This is a genomic window from Asaia sp. BMEF1 (assembly GCF_051628905.1).
Taxonomy (GTDB): domain Bacteria; phylum Pseudomonadota; class Alphaproteobacteria; order Acetobacterales; family Acetobacteraceae; genus Asaia.
In genome coordinates, this window is the sequence record NZ_CP157575.1 from 2,261,210 (window position 1) to 2,276,656 (window position 15,447).

13 protein-coding genes and 1 tRNA gene are annotated in these 15,447 nt (G+C 58.3%); 9 read left to right on the top strand and 5 right to left on the bottom strand.

The features are described 5' to 3' along the window. Positions 1-43 precede the first annotated feature (43 nt). The 6 genes from ABHV46_RS09965 (at position 44) to ABHV46_RS09990 (ending at position 6,950) form a co-directional block, all read left to right on the top strand. The gene (locus tag ABHV46_RS09965) at positions 44-2,359 is read left to right on the top strand and encodes an ATP-binding protein (protein WP_438384353.1); all 2,316 of its coding nucleotides are present in this window, start codon (positions 44-46) and stop codon (positions 2,357-2,359) included. A gap of 20 nt (positions 2,360-2,379) precedes the next feature. Further along, a complete protein-coding gene (gene ntrX, locus ABHV46_RS09970) occupies positions 2,380-3,765 on the top strand; it encodes a nitrogen assimilation response regulator NtrX (RefSeq protein ID WP_336945844.1) in 1,386 nt (461 codons plus the stop codon). Positions 3,766-3,971: 206 nt separating this feature from the next. Then, on the top strand, positions 3,972-4,181 hold the full coding sequence (gene hfq, locus ABHV46_RS09975; protein ID WP_438384355.1) for an RNA chaperone Hfq: 210 nt from the start codon (positions 3,972-3,974) through the stop codon (positions 4,179-4,181). Between the two features lie 27 nt (positions 4,182-4,208). Beyond that, positions 4,209-5,513: a GTPase HflX gene (gene hflX / locus ABHV46_RS09980; protein ID WP_438384356.1), complete on the top strand. Its 1,305-nt coding sequence runs from the start codon at positions 4,209-4,211 to the stop codon at positions 5,511-5,513. A gap of 68 nt (positions 5,514-5,581) precedes the next feature. Then, complete coding sequence (locus ABHV46_RS09985) at positions 5,582-6,451, top strand: inositol monophosphatase family protein (protein ID WP_438381324.1); 870 nt, start codon at positions 5,582-5,584, stop codon at positions 6,449-6,451. A gap of 79 nt (positions 6,452-6,530) precedes the next feature. Next, entirely contained in the window at positions 6,531-6,950 is a 420-nt protein-coding gene (locus ABHV46_RS09990) for a host attachment protein (RefSeq protein ID WP_438381325.1), read from the top strand. Between the two features lie 179 nt (positions 6,951-7,129). Here ABHV46_RS09990 and ABHV46_RS09995 read toward each other — a convergent pair whose 3' ends face one another. Both ABHV46_RS09995 and ABHV46_RS10000 read right to left on the bottom strand, forming a co-directional pair. Then, on the bottom strand, positions 7,130-8,437 hold the full coding sequence (locus ABHV46_RS09995; RefSeq protein ID WP_438381326.1) for a hypothetical protein: 1,308 nt from the start codon (positions 8,435-8,437) through the stop codon (positions 7,130-7,132). A gap of 251 nt (positions 8,438-8,688) precedes the next feature. After that, positions 8,689-10,143, bottom strand: a complete 1,455-nt coding sequence (locus ABHV46_RS10000) for a SulP family inorganic anion transporter (protein ID WP_438381327.1) — start codon at positions 10,141-10,143, stop codon at positions 8,689-8,691. A 282-nt stretch (positions 10,144-10,425) separates the two neighbouring features. On the opposite strand from ABHV46_RS10000, the gene ABHV46_RS10005 reads away from it, so the two are divergent. Continuing rightward, positions 10,426-10,501: transfer RNA gene (locus ABHV46_RS10005), tRNA-His, on the top strand. Positions 10,502-10,773: 272 nt separating this feature from the next. On the opposite strand, the gene ABHV46_RS10010 is transcribed toward ABHV46_RS10005, so the two are convergent. Genes ABHV46_RS10010 through ABHV46_RS10020 form a run of 3 tightly spaced genes read right to left on the bottom strand, consistent with a single transcriptional unit; the run spans position 10,774 to position 13,588 of the window. Then, positions 10,774-11,259 (bottom strand): hypothetical protein, encoded by a 486-nt coding sequence (locus ABHV46_RS10010; RefSeq protein WP_336945850.1) that lies wholly within the window; start codon positions 11,257-11,259, stop codon positions 10,774-10,776. Then, positions 11,256-12,155 carry an SDR family oxidoreductase gene (locus ABHV46_RS10015; protein WP_438381328.1) on the bottom strand — a complete coding sequence of 300 codons (900 nt, stop codon included), beginning with the start codon at positions 12,153-12,155 and terminating at the stop codon, positions 11,256-11,258. The genes ABHV46_RS10010 and ABHV46_RS10015 overlap by 4 nt, the downstream gene beginning before the upstream one ends. A gap of 2 nt (positions 12,156-12,157) precedes the next feature. Beyond that, a complete protein-coding gene (locus tag ABHV46_RS10020) occupies positions 12,158-13,588 on the bottom strand; it encodes a hypothetical protein (RefSeq protein WP_438381329.1) in 1,431 nt (476 codons plus the stop codon). A 234-nt stretch (positions 13,589-13,822) separates the two neighbouring features. On the opposite strand from ABHV46_RS10020, the gene rplM reads away from it, so the two are divergent. Beyond that, positions 13,823-14,299, top strand: coding sequence for a 50S ribosomal protein L13 (rplM, locus tag ABHV46_RS10025; protein ID WP_023977905.1), 477 nt, complete (start codon positions 13,823-13,825; stop codon positions 14,297-14,299). 5 nt (positions 14,300-14,304) lie between these two features. After that, a complete protein-coding gene (rpsI, locus tag ABHV46_RS10030; protein WP_336945853.1) occupies positions 14,305-14,790 on the top strand; it encodes a 30S ribosomal protein S9 in 486 nt (161 codons plus the stop codon). Positions 14,791-15,447: the final 657 nt, after the last annotated feature.

Here is a 15,447-nt window from a genome sequence, read left to right on the forward strand (position 1 = left end):
GGCTGAAGAAGCCGATCCCGTGCCGGATGGCGGTTTTCTGGCGATGGGCTATCTCATTCGCCATGTAAGCCGTCTGAAAACAGCCATGGTGTTGGCCTGTGCGGCGCTCGTCCTGCTGGTGACGACCTTCGTCGTTCTGGCGCGCGGGCTTTCCTTCGCCTATCGCCCGCAGATCGAAGCGGTGGTGTTCCTGCTCGATTTCATCGTGCTGCTTCTGCTGGGTACGGCGGTCATCATCAGAGTAGGGCGTATGCTGGCCGAGCGTCGCCGCGGGCTGGCAGGGGCGCGGCTCCATGTGCGGCTGATCACGCTTTTCGGTGTGGTGGCGGTGGCGCCGACCGTGGTGATCGGTGGTCTGGCGGCGCTGTTCTTCCATTTCGGCATCCAGATATGGTTCTCGAACCGGGTCAATACGGCGCTCACCGAGGCGCGCGATGTCGCTGCCGGCTATCTTCAGGAACATAATGACAATATTCGCACAGAGGCCTTCGCCCTGGCGAATATCATCATCACGGCCAATAACGACGAGATGTATCGCCACGGCGTCGACCTGATGCGCGACCCCAGCCAGCTCGGGATGATGCTCGATGTCGAGGCGACCGAGCGCGGCCTGAATGAGGCCGTGGTGTTCGATTCCTACACCAACAAGGTCGTCGCCTCGGGCGGGCTCGCGGCTTTGCAGGGCCAGCAGCTTGCGCTGCCTCCCAAGGACGCGACGACGCTGGCGCGCACCAATGACGTGGCCATTCTCGATAGTCCCGATGAGAGAACCGTGCGCGCTGTGGTGAGTCTCGGGCCAAGCTCGGGGCTGATGCTCGTCATCACAAGGCCCGTCGACGCCAAGATTCTGGAGCATATGCGTCATACCGATGCGGTGGTGTCGGAATATCAGCGTCTGAACGCCCATCGCTCGGCCATCCAGATCAGTTTCGTGCTGATCTTTGCCATGCTTGGCCTTCTGGTGCTGAGCATCGGCATGCTGACGGGGCTCGTTCTGGCCAAGCAGATTACCCAGCCTCTGGGTCTGCTTATTCTGGCCGCACGGCGCATCAGTGAAGGCGATCTGACGGTGCGTGTGCCTGAAGCGCGTGGCCGTGACGGGCGAAAGGACGACGAGGTCGGCACGCTTTCGCGCGCGTTCAACCGGATGACGGACCAGCTGTCGACCCAGCGTACCGAGTTGATGGTGGCGTATGAGCAGATCGACGAGCGCCGTCGCTTTACCGAGACCGTTCTTTCGGGGGTGTCGGCGGGGGTGATCGGCCTCGATGCGACACAGTTGATCGAATTGCCCAACCGCGCGGCGTCCCGTCTGTTGCAGCGCGATCTCGATCTGTGCATCGGTCAACCCCTGAGCGATATGGTGCCCGAATTCGTCGGGATGCTTGATCGTGCGCGCGCCGAGCCGGGTCAGGCGCATACGGCGGAGATCCAGATCGATGCGCCTGAAAAAAGTGCAACCCTGGGCGACGGGCCGAGTGTCGGCAGTGCCGGGCGCACGCTGCTGGTTCGCGCGGTGGGCGAGCAGCGTAGCGACGAATCGACCGGCTATGTGGTGACGTTCGATGACATCACCGCCTTGCTGGCAGCTCAGCGCAAGGCGGCCTGGGCCGATGTGGCACGACGTATCGCCCATGAAATCAAGAATCCGCTCACCCCTATCCAGCTTTCGGCCGAGCGGCTTAAGCGCCGCTTCATGCGTGAGATCAGTTCCGACCCCGAGACGTTCGGGCAGTGCGTCGATACGATCGTGCGCCATGTGGGCGATATCGGTCGCATGGTTGACGAATTCTCGTCTTTCGCCCGCATGCCGCAGCCCGTGCTGAAGGATGAGGATCTGGTGCGGCTGGTGCGCGAGGCGCTGGTGCTGCAGCGCAATGCCCATCCCGAAATCCTTTACGATACGGCATCTCTGCCGCCTCAGGGGCCGATAGTACGGTGCGACAGGCGCCTTGTCGGGCAGGCTCTCACCAATTTGTTGCAGAACGCTGCCGACGCCATTGCCATGGTGGTGCCTGACCATGAGGTCGAGTCAGAGGGGGGAATGAGTGAACCCGGCAGGACGATGGGGCGTATCAGGGTCTCGCTGATCGTCAACGGGGCGGAAGCCGCCGTGCAGGTTATGGATGATGGCATTGGTTTGCCTTCAGTTGACCGCCACCGCTTGACGGAACCGTATATCACGCACAAACCGAAAGGGACGGGACTCGGGCTCGCGATCGTCAAGAAGATCATGGAGGATCACGCAGGTGGCATCAGACTGGAGGACCGACCGGACGGGCGGGGCACCGTCTCGACGCTCACTCTGCCGTTGCGTGATCAGAGCCTCGAAACCAGTGAAGCGGGCAAGGAGCAATGAACGTCTGATGAGGGATGCGCATGGAGCATGAAATCCTGATCGTCGATGACGAGCCGGATATCCGGCTTCTCATCGAGGGACTCCTTCGCGATGAAGGGTATGAAACGCGCGTTGCGGCGAATTCGGATCAGGCTCTGGCGGCGTTCCGGGCACGGCGCCCGTCGCTGGTTATCCTCGATATCTGGCTTCAGGGTTCGCGTCTGGACGGGATTGATCTGCTCAAGACGATAAAGGCTGAAGAGCCGGGTCTGCCTGTCGTCATGATTTCAGGCCATGGCACGATCGAGACCGCCGTTTCGAGCCTGCAACATGGCGCGTATGATTTTATCGAAAAGCCGTTTCAGACCGATCGTCTGATTCTGGTGGCGCAGCGCGCGCTTCAGGCCGCGCGTCTCGAGCGTGAGAATGCCGAGCTGCGTTTGCGCTCGGGCAACGAGACCATGCTTTTCGGTGAAGGCCCCGGCATCAGCGCCGTTCGGGGTCAGATCGATCGTGTGGCCCCCACCAATTCGCGCGTGCTGATCACTGGCCCGGCTGGTTCGGGCAAGGAAATTGCGGCGCGGATGCTTCATTCGCGTTCACGGCGCGGTTCGGGGCCGTTCATTGCCCTCAACTGCGCGACGTTGGCACCTAATCGCTTCGAGGAAGAGCTTTTCGGTATCGAGGGGCAGGCCGACGGTACGATGCGTCGCACCGGTGTGCTGGAGCGCGCCCATAAAGGCACACTGCTTCTCGACGAAGTGGCCGATATGCCGCTTGAAACGCAGGGCAAGATTGTCAGGGCACTTCAGGACCAGACGTTCGAGCGTCTGGGCGGCGCGGCGCGGGTCAAGGTGGATGTGCGTGTGATTGCCACCACCAATCGCGACCTTCAGGGCGAGATCACCCTTGGGCGCTTTCGCGAAGACCTTTATTATCGCTTGGCGGTGGTGCCGCTGCGTCTGCCCTCGCTGCGCGAGCGACGCGAGGATATTCCGGCCCTGGCGCAGCATTTTCTGCAACGCTACGCAGAGAATGCCGGTCTGGCGCCGCGCGAATTGTCAGTGGATGCCCTGGCGGCGCTGCAATCCTATGAATGGCCGGGCAATATCAGAGAGCTTCGCAATCTGATGGAGCGTCTGCTGATCATGATGCCGAACGGTCAGGATCTGATCCGTGCGGACATGTTGCCGAGCACCGTCAGCCAGGGGGCACCATCGATGACCCGGCTCGATGCGGGGGCCGATGTAATGGCGTTGCCGCTACGCGAGGCACGCGATCTTTTCGAAACCCAATATCTGCAGGTGCAGCTTCTGCGTTTCGGTGGCAATATCAGCCGCACGGCCAATTTTGTGGGGATGGAACGCAGCGCCCTTCATCGCAAGCTGAAGCAGCTGGGCGTGACCCCTGAAGATAGGACCCTGTAGGTCTGGAAACTAGATTTCAATGAAGTTAAGATAGGGCTACAAAGCCAGAGGGGCGTTAGATGCGCCTGTCTCTGGCCCCTCACGAGGGGGCCTCCACATTCCGTAAAAGAAGAAGAGCAACATTGGCCAGAGCAAACCCAACCCCCGCCTCGACCGCCGCTCCCTATACGGAGTTCACCACGGTTGAAACCGTTCAGGATCTCTTTCTGCAGCACCTGCAGGAGCAAGGCCTGCCTGTGACCGTATTCCTGGTCAATGGCGTGAAGCTCCAGGGCGTGATTCCGCGCTTCGATCATGAGACGATTATCCTGCGTCGCGATGGTCATACCCAGCTTGTTTATAAGCACGCTGTGAGCACGATCATGCCTGTCGCCCCCCTTGCGCTGTTTGCGCAGGATGGCGAGATCGAGTTGTAAGGGCAGGAGTTTTCCCCGAACGTGTCCGTGACCACCAGTACGACGCCTCCCGCAACACGCGCCGCGGTTATTCTCCCCTGGGAACGCCCGACACCGAATGACGAGTTCCGCGCCGCGGAAGCCCGTCTTGAAGAAGCTGTCGGGCTCGCCTCTTCGATCGGTCTTGTGGTGGTCAGACAGGCGGTGCTTGCCATCAGGGCCGTACGCCCGGCAACGCTGTTCGGCAAAGGCCAGGTCGAGCAGCTCGCCGAACTCGTGGAAGAAAACGACGTCAAGGTCGTGATTGTCGATGCCAAGCTCTCGCCGGGCCAGCAGCGCAATCTCGAAAAGGCGATGAACTGCAAGGTTCTCGACCGTACGGGGCTCATTCTTGATATCTTCGGTGCCCGTGCCGCAACGCGTGAAGGCGTGTTGCAGGTCGAACTTGCCCATCTCGAATATCAGCGGTCGCGTCTTGTTCGGCTCTGGACCCATCTTGAGCGCCAGCGCGGCGGTTTCGGCTTTCTCGGCGGTCCGGGTGAAACCCAGATCGAAGCCGACCGCCGCATGATCGACGAGCGTCTGGTGCGCCTGCGCAAGGACCTCGATCAGGTGCGCCGCACACGCGGCTTGCATCGTTCGGCGCGCAAGAAGGTGCCTTTCCCCGTGGTCGCCCTCGTGGGCTATACCAATGCCGGGAAATCGACGCTGTTCAATGCGCTGACCGGCTCGGCCGTTCATGCGCAGGATCAGCTCTTCGCCACGCTGGATCCGACCATGCGCGGGCTTCGCCTGCCTTCGGGCCGACGCGTCATCCTGTCGGATACGGTGGGGTTCATCAGCGAATTGCCGACAGAACTCGTCGCTGCCTTTCGTGCCACGCTCGAAGAAGTGGCCGAGGCCGATATCATTCTCCATGTGCGCGATGTGGCTCACCCTGACAGCGCCGCCCAGCGTGCAGATGTGATCAACGTGCTGGATGGCATGGTGCGCGACGGCATGCTGGATGAGAACTGGCCCCAGCGCACGATCGAGGTGCTGAACAAGGCGGATCTCATGGGCGGGATCGAAGCTGTGCCTCGCCATCCGGGCTGTGTTGCCATTTCGGCGATCACAGGCGAAGGGCTGCCCAATCTCTACTCGAAGCTCGATCAGCATATGACCGCTTCGATGGTCCTGACCCGCATCCGTCTTGAGATCACCAATGGCGCAGCGCTCGCCTGGCTATACGAGCATGGCGAGGTGCTTGAGCGGCTGGACCAGGAAACCGAGATCATGCTCGATGTTCGTCTTTTCGAGCAGGACCAGTCACGCTTTGGCCAGCTTTACCCGGATTGCCTTGTATCTGCCTGAAATCGTCCCGATACTGCCACAGCGAGGGGCGATCGGGATGAAAGCCTCTCATGGGGAGGGCAGACAGGGTGAAGGCTGAGGATATCATGATGACGGCGCGGCCATCGGTCGTGACCCGTGCTCTTCTCGAAGACCTTTCCCTGATTGCCCGTGAGGCAGCGTCCCGCATCATCATGCCGCGCTTCGGGCAGCTGGCTGAAGGGGACATCAAAACCAAGTCCTCGCCATCCGATCTGGTGACGGTAGCCGATGTTCTGGCCGAAGATTATATCGCCGACCGCCTGAAGCTCCTGCTGCCAGAAGCGCTGCTGATCGGCGAAGAGCGGTGCTGCTCGCATCCGGCCTTGGTCGAACAGGCTGCCAAGGCCGATCTGTCGGTCACCATCGACCCCATAGATGGGACCGCAAATTATGCAGCCGGTCTGCCAGTTTTCGGGGTTATGGTGGCGGTTCTGGAGAGAGGCGTGCCGGTGGCTAGCGTCATTCTCGATCCGGTCACGCAATCGGCGTCTCTTGCCCTGAAAAACGAGGGGGCATGGTCCGAAGACAAGGCAGGGCATATCACGCCCCTGCAAGTGGCGGCACCTTTCCGCCACGTTGAGGAAATCACGGGCAAGATTGCGTGGCGTACCCTGCCTCTGGGCGACACGGCGCTTGCCGATCATAATCTGCGGGCTATGACTGGGCTCTGGGACCTGCGCTGCGCAGCGCACGAATATCGTCTGACTGCTGCGGGCCATGGGCATGTTCTGGCCTATAGCCGCACCTGTCTCTGGGATCATTGTCCAGGCTGGCTGCTTCTGCATGAGGCCGGGGGATATGGCGCGCGACTCAATGGCGCGACCTATCATGCTGCCATTCCCGGGCGTGGCCTGCTTTATGCACCCGACAAAGCGAGCTGGCATCTGGTTCATAGTGCGCTGGCATTGGCTTTGTGACAAGTTTTCAAGTATCTGTGTAATTGCAAACTGCTTTTACTCTTCGACGTTCTTTATTGAGGAACATAGGAGAGGTTTTATGGCCGTTCAGGATCCAGTGCTTTATGCAGTGTGCGATGGCGAGAAAGCCCGCTTTCTGCGGTATGATGGCCAGCAGATGCGTACGATCCAGCGTTTTGGCGCCCATGACAAGACAACCGATGCGGCAGGTGACGTCGCCTCCATCAAGGAACCCCGCTCAGACCCCAAAGCTCAGGTAAAAGAGCGCTTCGCCCGGCTGATTGCCGATGAAATCGAATCGGCTTTCAATAGCAATGGGGCACTTGAAGGTCTCGTTCTCGCTGCTGCGCCCCACGTGTTGCATGATATCCGCGAGCATCTCTCCAAGGCGACGAGCAAGAAGCTGATCAAGAGCGAGAGCAAGGATCTGACCAATATCCCCGATCAGGATCTGCTTTCCCACTTTGATCGTCCCGCAACGGGTTGGCCGAAACCGTAACCGGAATTATGGCGCTCTGACCCGCCGGGTCGAATATTGGTCCTGCTGAGCGGTTATTGTCTTCGCGATGCCCGTTCAGCGGACAATCCCCGGGATGCGCCTCTCAGGGAATAACGGATATTATAATTTGAGCATTGTAGTATCTGGGAACGGACCGGTTGAGGCGCCGTTCTTCTTCGTCAAAGGACGATATATCGCTCCCAAGCATTCTCGATTGCCGTCGAGAAAACGATCGAGCCACCATGGAGCGAAGTGGCGAGTTCAGACCCGTTGCTGATAAGATAATAAGCGCCCTTATTCAGAAAAAATACGGTTTTTTCTCGTGTTTCCTTGTCAGCAGACAGCCCTATCTTTCCGTCCTGCTGAACCAGCCAGTACTCCTCACCGAGTAAGGTCACACAGGCCTTCTGGTCGCTCTCGTGACCCAGTTGGTCGGGATAGATAGGGATCATCGTCGGGCCGTGGCTGGTAAGGGGCTCCACAGCGAGACACTTATTTCTGATATCGTAACACACGATCCGCTGGTGGCAGTCGAGGCAGAGTGGGCCAGTAATATTATTGGCCGTCAGGGCCTCTGTCTGGATATCTTCCGGCCCAGATATGGCCAGATTCGTGATCAGCTTTCGCTTGATTCGTCCAGCGAGCTCCGGTTCGCCGCTCAGTGCCACGGAATAGATGATATCCAGAACAAAGCCGACATGGGAAAAAATAAAGATCCGGTTTTTCATCGAATCAATCTGATCCGAGGCGAGCGCGCGCGCGACCAGTTTCATGTGGCGAGGCTTGGCGCGAAGAAGCCTGTTTCTCAGATTGGCCGGATTTCTTCGGCGCTGCACGCATACTTCGCGCTGTACCCGTGCAGACTGTCCGCTGGCTAAAGCATCGATGATGGAGGAAATCGATTTCGATCCGGCCATACTTTCGTAAACGACGTGGCCAGCGTGAAATGTTGGTACGTGAATGATATCGGGGCTGATGTCGCAGAGCATTTTTGTGTGGTAGCTGTCCGTTTTGTCATAGGGATCTGACAGAACAAAGATTTTACCCCTGACATCCCCCATCTTGACGGACATTCCTGTCATCTTATCCGTCAGATACTGATGATAAGTTTCGTCGATATCGCACTCATCTGGATGAATCGAAATCTTCGGTGAAAGCGCCATGACGTAATCGGCGGAAAGCTTCTTCGAGAACTTGATTGCGGCATAGCCTCCCATGGACTGACCGAAAACGAGTCGATCCCGTCCAAATCCGATCGTTGCGTTCATGACCTTGATGGCGGCTTGCATGTCATCGCTGAGAAACCAGTTCGGTTTCTTTGTCGCAAACCCGATGACGTCGATGTCTTTTATGCGCGCGACATTTTTGAGCATAAAAAAGTCTTTGGCGGCGTTTTCGAAATTGAGGCCAGTGAAAGTAATGACGGTGTAAGGGCTGCTTCCCTTATGATGGTGCAGTACGATCTCGTCGCCTTCATACAAGATCATAGTTCTACACCTCGTTTTTTATTTGTTGGCTCCTAATAACTTGAGAATGGATGCGACAAAACAAGAAAATTGCTACCTTGTGTTGCGAGTTTGGGACGCAAGGCAGCGCAATATCCCGGAGAACTTCTCTGACAATGATGCGGAGCGACTTTATGCCCGGTTTTCCGGACAGTAATGTCGGCCATAGGTGAGACAGTCGGCTGTGCGCCCCTTTGCTAGGGGAAGAACGCAAAGGGGCGCTTCGATCAGCCTTACATCGACAGCAGTGGCTCGTCCGATTGCTCTGCAATCAGGCCATGGCGGCGGCTGTGCAGCCCTGCCACGCGCACCTCAATGGATCGTCCCCGCAACTTGCCAACGGTCTTTTCGAGAATATCGACCGAAGTAATGTCCCAGAATGTCGCATTGGCCACGTCGATTTCGACGGCTTTTGCTTGGGTCTGAAAATTGACAGCGTCATAGAGCATGTCGGCTGAGGCGAAAAAGACCTGACCGTGGACGATATAGATATCCGTATCGTCTGCCTTGCGAGTCTCGACGCGAAGCATGCCCATTGCCCGCCAGGCGAAGAAAACGCCGCTCAGCAGAACACCAACAGCCACGCCAGCCGCCAGGTCATGGGTGGTGACGGTCACGATCACGGTCACAACCATGACAAGGCTCGACAATTTGGGGTGGCGCATCACGTCACGCAGCGAGCTCCAGGCAAAGGTGCTGACCGAGACCATGATCATGATCGCAACAAGAGCGGCCATGGGCACTTTGGCGACATAATCATGCAGGAGTACCATCAGCGCCAGTAGGAACGCGCCCGCCGTGAAGGTTGAGAGGCGTCCGCGCCCACCATAACGCAGATTGCCGACTGTCTGACCGATCATACCGCAGCCTGCGATGCCGCCGAACAGACCCACGGCAATGTTCGAAATGCCCAGACCCGTACATTCCATGCGCGGCTCGCTATGCGTGTCGGTGTGGTCGTCCACCACGCCCGCGGTCATCAGGGATTCGAGCAATCCGACAGAAGCCATGGCCAGAGCATAGGGCATGACGATTTCGAAGGTTTCAAGCGTGAACGGTACATGCGGGAAAATGAGCGAGGGAAGGCCATTGGGCAAGGCGCCGAGATCGGCCACCGTGTGAACGGGCATCGGATGCCAGATCGTGATCAGTGTCAGAACGACGATGCAGATCAGTGGTGAAGGGATGGCTGTCGTCAGGCGCGGCAGCAGATAGATGATGGCGAGTCCCAAGGCGATCAGGGCGTATGTATGCCAGGTCACATGAAGCATCTGCGGTACTTGCGCCGAGAAGATCATGATAGCCAGCGCGTTGACGAAGCCGGTCTGCACCTCTTTCGAGACGAACCGCATCAGTACATGCAGGCGCAACAAGCCGAAAACGATCTGCATCGCTCCGGCGACAAGTGTTGCCAGAAACATGTACTGGATGCCGTGATGGTGCACGAGGGCGGCGGCAACGAGCGCGACCGACCCGGCGGCTCCAGAGATCATGCCCGGTCTGCCGCCTGTAATGGCAATGGCCACGCTGATAACGAAAGAGGCGTAGAGCGACACGGCAGGAGAAACGCCTGCGATGTAGGAAAAGGCGATAACTTCGGGAATGAGCGCAAAAGTGCCCACCATGCCAGCCAGCACCTCGCGCAGCGGGCTGAAGGCCCACTGCGCGCGATAGGTCGAGAGATTCAAGAGACGACTCCTTCGGGATGAAAACGATCAGATTTTTTCGTCGTATTCCGGCCCGACGCGGCAATGGCGTCGCAAAGGTAGAAACAGCCGCTCAGGATCGCAAGGGGGCGGGTAGAGGAAAGCGCGTCATGACCTCCTGTTTGTCTGTTTTTACTCCTGATATCTGTCTACAGGGCGCGGTACTAGGCATTCAAACTGAAGCAGGTCTCGCCTGACGAAAGATTTTCGACAAAGGGGCTAGACGCCCGCTCTGCATTTCTCTACATCGGGCATCGCTGTGTGGCGGATGTAGCTCAGTTGGTAGAGCGCCGGTTTGTGGTACCGGTGGTCGCGGGTTCGAGTCCCGTCATTCGCCCCAGCATTTCCCGGACAATTATCCGATAAATTCCGCGTTCACGTGCGTTTGCGTCTGTCGCTGCTCGTAAGAACTGGTGGCGCTTTTCGTCGCCGTGCATCGATTTCTCATTGCATGGATTGGGCCTGCGTTCAGGCGTAGCTCAGGACAATACTCATAGCGTCAGGCTGACCATGAATATTGCCCGGATGCGAGGTATTATTGCGCATTCTTGCCCTTGAAAACCAATCAAGACCGGGGCTGGGTTCATGCCCCGGCTCTGGTCTTACTTCTCTTCAGACGCGCCCATAACCGAAACTGTCACGGGCGCGAGGGGCGAGACGGCAGCAGAGCCAGCCACTTTCACCCATATCGGGCGTGTTCTGGTCGGTGGCCGGGGTCAGGTAGCCATTGGGAAGAAGTACGTAGTGGGTAATATGCAGTTCAGGCCCCTTGAGAAACACGTTGCGCCAGATCTTGCCGTCGACCGTATACTCCTTGAGCGTCCAGGTGCCGTCGAGCGTGTCGGAACGGTTGAACATCATGTCTTCCGCCCAGAAGGACTGGCGATGCAGTCTGTAGCGCCCCGCGCTATCGGTCGGTGAGCCGTCGAGCACCAACTCGATCGAAATATTGCCTTGAGGTGTGGGAAGGGGGTTGAACCCGTACCAGTCGCCAAAGACCGGCCCTGTAGGATCGGTGCACCCCGAGAGCGTTCCGAGCGAGGCAAGAACGAGAGTGAGGCCACCGAGGTGCGACAGGGTTCTGAGCAGGCGGATCATGGTCGTTTTCCGGCAGGAAGGGAGGTGGCTAGGGGGGAAGTCTTGAACAGAAGGGCGAGCCCTTCCTTCAGGGGGAGGGGCGCGATCCCCAGTCGGGTCTCCATAGCCTGTATCGAAAACGCCTTGTCTTCAAGAAGACGCCTGATTTCTGCACGGCCGATTGCGGGAAAGCCGGGTAATTTTGCCGCCAGAGGCGCGAGAAACTCCAGTGCGGCGCCGGGTAAAGGCAGAAAAATGCGCCTGCCCAACCCCGAAGCGTCGAGAATGGCTTCGATGAAAGCACGATAGGTCAGAGCCGTCGGTCCTGCGATCACGAGAGATTCCGGGCCGTTTATTTGTCCGGTTTCGGCCAGAGCGAGCGCTGCTAATACGGCGCGGGTAATGTCATCCTGATAGACGGGCTGCACCAGAGAGCGCCCGCCATTCGGCAGGGGCACCACAGGGAGGCGCCTTAACAGGGCAGCGAGACGCTGTACGTTATCTTCGCCCTGGGCGCCATAGATCATGGTCGGGTGCAGTATCATGCCCCTGCGTCCCGATGTCAGCAAGGCGTTTTCTCCCGTCAATACCCCATTGCCATGCGCGTCGGGCCAGCGTGTGAACTTGCGGGTACTGCCGAGCGCGATCAGACAGGCCGTATCGGGAGAGGCCGATAGAATGGCAGGAATAAAACGTGCATGGGCGGTCGAGACGATACGCTGAGCGCGGCCAAGGGCTTTGGCGAGCGCCGCCGGGTCTTCCAGATCGGCAATCAGCGCCGGGTCACGCAAGGCAGGGGGCAGTTTTTCGGGCGACCGTATGACGGGAATGACCGTCTCGCCACTGGCCATGAGGGCCTGACAAAGCGCCTCACCCGAGCGTCCAGTTGCGCCTATGAGATGGATAGCGGAAGCCATGCTTACTTCATGCTTGAGGACAGGATGGGCGGTGCGAGCCAGCGCTGTGCCATCGCGGGGTCGGCAGAGAAGCGCGGTGCGAGGCTCTTGAGCGATGTCACACTGAGCGGTTCCGGCGGTTGAAACGAGATCGTTACGCTGTGACCGGAGGGCGCGAGCATGAAGGCGGGCACGGCATCCAGCCCCGGGGCTTTCTGGGTAAGAAGCGCGAGAGGCAGAGTCAGCGTGCTTTTGAACTGAGCCAGAGGCTGGTTGCGCATCGCAGCAAAGCGGCTGAGTAGATCGTCGAGATTGGAGGCGTCGTCGCGATAGGTCATGTTCAGCGAAAGGAGCGATGGCTCATGTTTCTGATCGGGCGCGCTGGCGTTCTGCATGTTCATGGACCATTCGAAACCGAAAGATCGGGGCGTTTCACCCTTGACGGTGGTGGCGGCGAGATCGGTCCTGGTGTCGATCGTTCCATGATGCGTGATCTTGTCGATATGAATGCCATCGGGAAGGAACGGCGCAAGCGGGTAGGGGGAGGAAAAGGTGATGACCGTATGATCGAGGGTCGCTTCGCCCAATCGTTTGTCGCCCTCTTTCCACTGTCGACTCGACAACGCCTCGGTCTTGAAATGAACGCCGATGAGCGTGAACCCGACGTTTTTGCCCTCGGATCTGCTGGGTATCTCTGAAAAATCCCCATGCGGCCCCAGTGGCATCACCTTGCCGGGGTCTGACTGTCGAGACAGATCCTCCGCCCAGGCGACGATACGGGCATAACGGACGCCGCTCTCATGCAGATCCTCGAGATCGAACCCTAGTTGCGCGGCCGGAAGCTTGAAGAGATCGTGCAGTTTCTGCGCCGGGAGACTATCGCTGGCGCAGACGAAATGAGCCTCATGCATCGTTGCCGCATTGCCGTCGTCATGGCCGAAATTCTCAAGCGCAGCACCGGAGAGAGTCGCTGAACAATGGTCGGGGGTGCCGAGGGCGAGGCCACGGATTTGACCATGATGGAAATGGATTTGCGAGAGAGGGGGCAGCTCGCTGAAATTATGCTTTTCCCGGGTGACCGGGGGCAGGAGGAGCTTGTTGAGCGTGAGCTCGCCGATCTTGCCGCTTACAGGGCCAGCGAGCGTGATGCTTTCCGCGTGTATTTTCGAAAAGCTCAGCCCTGTGGTCAGATAGCCGCTCGGGTTGTTGACGGTCAGCAGCCTTGCCGTAAGCGTCACATCGCCTCTGATGAAGCGCGCATTATCGAAGCCGGCGCCACGCGCGAAGAAGCGCGGATAGGCGCGATCATATTCGAACCGTGCATCTGGCGGAAGGTTGGCGCGGAAGCTGGCCAGGGCGCGCTGCAGCTCGGCTTTGGATTCGTGGCGCACACCGATAGCGCCCAACCCGACAACAACGAGGCATAGGCCTGCAACCAGTAAAGGTCTCTTCACGTCAGATCATCCCCAAAAATACCGCTCCAACAGACAGGGTGCATGTTAGTCCGGCTTTGCAACAGGAACAATATTGTGATTTTTTATGCGGTATCATGATACCGATATAGAAAAAATGGCTGATTTCCGCCATTTTCTGCTGATCGCGATGCGCCGAAAAAGCTTGACCTTCGGGCCGTGGCGTCTCATAAGGCGCCCCCAATACCAACACATGTTGCTGGATCAGTCCGAACCATGAAGACCACACTTTCGTTGAAGCCTGCAGAGGTGACGAAAGGCTGGACCCTGATCGACGCCGAAGGGCTCGTTCTTGGCCGCCTCGCCACCATCATTGCGACCCGCCTGCGCGGCAAGCACAAGCCCCAGTACACCCCGCATGTCGATTGCGGCGACAACATCGTCGTTATCAACGCCGAGAAGATCGTCCTGACCGGCAACAAGGTGGGCCAGAAGCTGTTCCACTACCACACGGGTCATCCCGGTGGCATCAAGGAGCGCACCATCACGCAGCGCCTCGAGGGCAAGAACCCCGGCAGTGTGATCGAGAAGGCTGTCGAGCGTATGATCACGCGCGGCCCGCTTCAGCGCGCCCAGATGAAGCACCTGTACGTCTATGCCGGTGACAAACACCCGCATGAAGGCCAGCAGCCGGTGAAGCTGGATGTTGCGTCCATGAACCGCAAGAACACCCTCAACGTGATCGAGGCCTGAGAGATATGTCTGAAACTCAAGAGCGCACGGGTACGCTTCAGGACCTCGCCGGTATCGCTCCTGCCACGCAGGCTGGCCCGGTTCACGAAGTCAAGCGCGATGCACAGGGCCGTTCCTATGCAACGGGCCGTCGTAAGGACGCAACGGCACGCGTCTGGATCAAGCCGGGCAAGGGCGACATCATTGTCAATGGCCGTCCGGTCACGACCTATTTCGCTCGTCCGGTTCTGCGCATGCTGATCACGCAGCCTTTCCTGCTGACGGATCGCTACAACCAGTTCGACGTGTATTGCACGGTCAAGGGCGGCGGTCTGTCCGGTCAGGCTGGCGCAGTGCGTCATGGTATTTCGCGTGCCCTGACCCATTACGATCCCGCTCTGCGCGGTATCCTGAAGGTTGCAGGCTTCCTGACCCGCGATAGCCGCGTCGTCGAGCGCAAGAAGTACGGTCGCGCCAAGGCACGTCGTTCCTTCCAGTTCTCCAAGCGCTGATTTCTGCTGGGGCCTCTGGCCTCCGCGGGAATCCATGCTGTCAAAAAACCCGCCTTCGCAAGAAGGCGGGTTTTTTTATTTCATCGAGTTGTTTTTCTATTCCAAAAGCGGACATGCGTTATATTTGATCACGTAATTGCGATCTGAAGTTTTCGGGCTCCACAAGAATTGGTTTCAAAGCCTCTGGAAGCTTCGATAGGGGACGGAGCTCGTAATGTATCGAATTTCGGTTCAGAGGTATGAACCTAAATTCGATTGTTCGTATTCCCATCAGGATTATAGAGAAATCATCAATCATCGTTAACCAACACTAATGATCGGCATAGAAAAAGGTCTAGAAAGTTGTTTCGGATATAATCTGATTCTACGGAAATGCCCGGATCTGGTTGATTTGAATGCGGAGGTTATGCGACCCCTTTCACACAGTCTCCGAGAGCGGAATAGATTTTTCTCGCTGCGGATAATGGATGAGAAGCCGAGTTATGACGACGTCGATCAGTGGTGTCTGGAGCGCAGTTCTTCTAAACGGAAAAACCGTTTATCAAAGCGGCGCATCCGTCATTGATGGGCCGGTTTCGTTAGTGGGAACTTCCCCCCTTCTTTACGTCACAAGTGGCGCCATTGTTGCCGGCCTCACGTCTCCTATGTCGTCCTGGA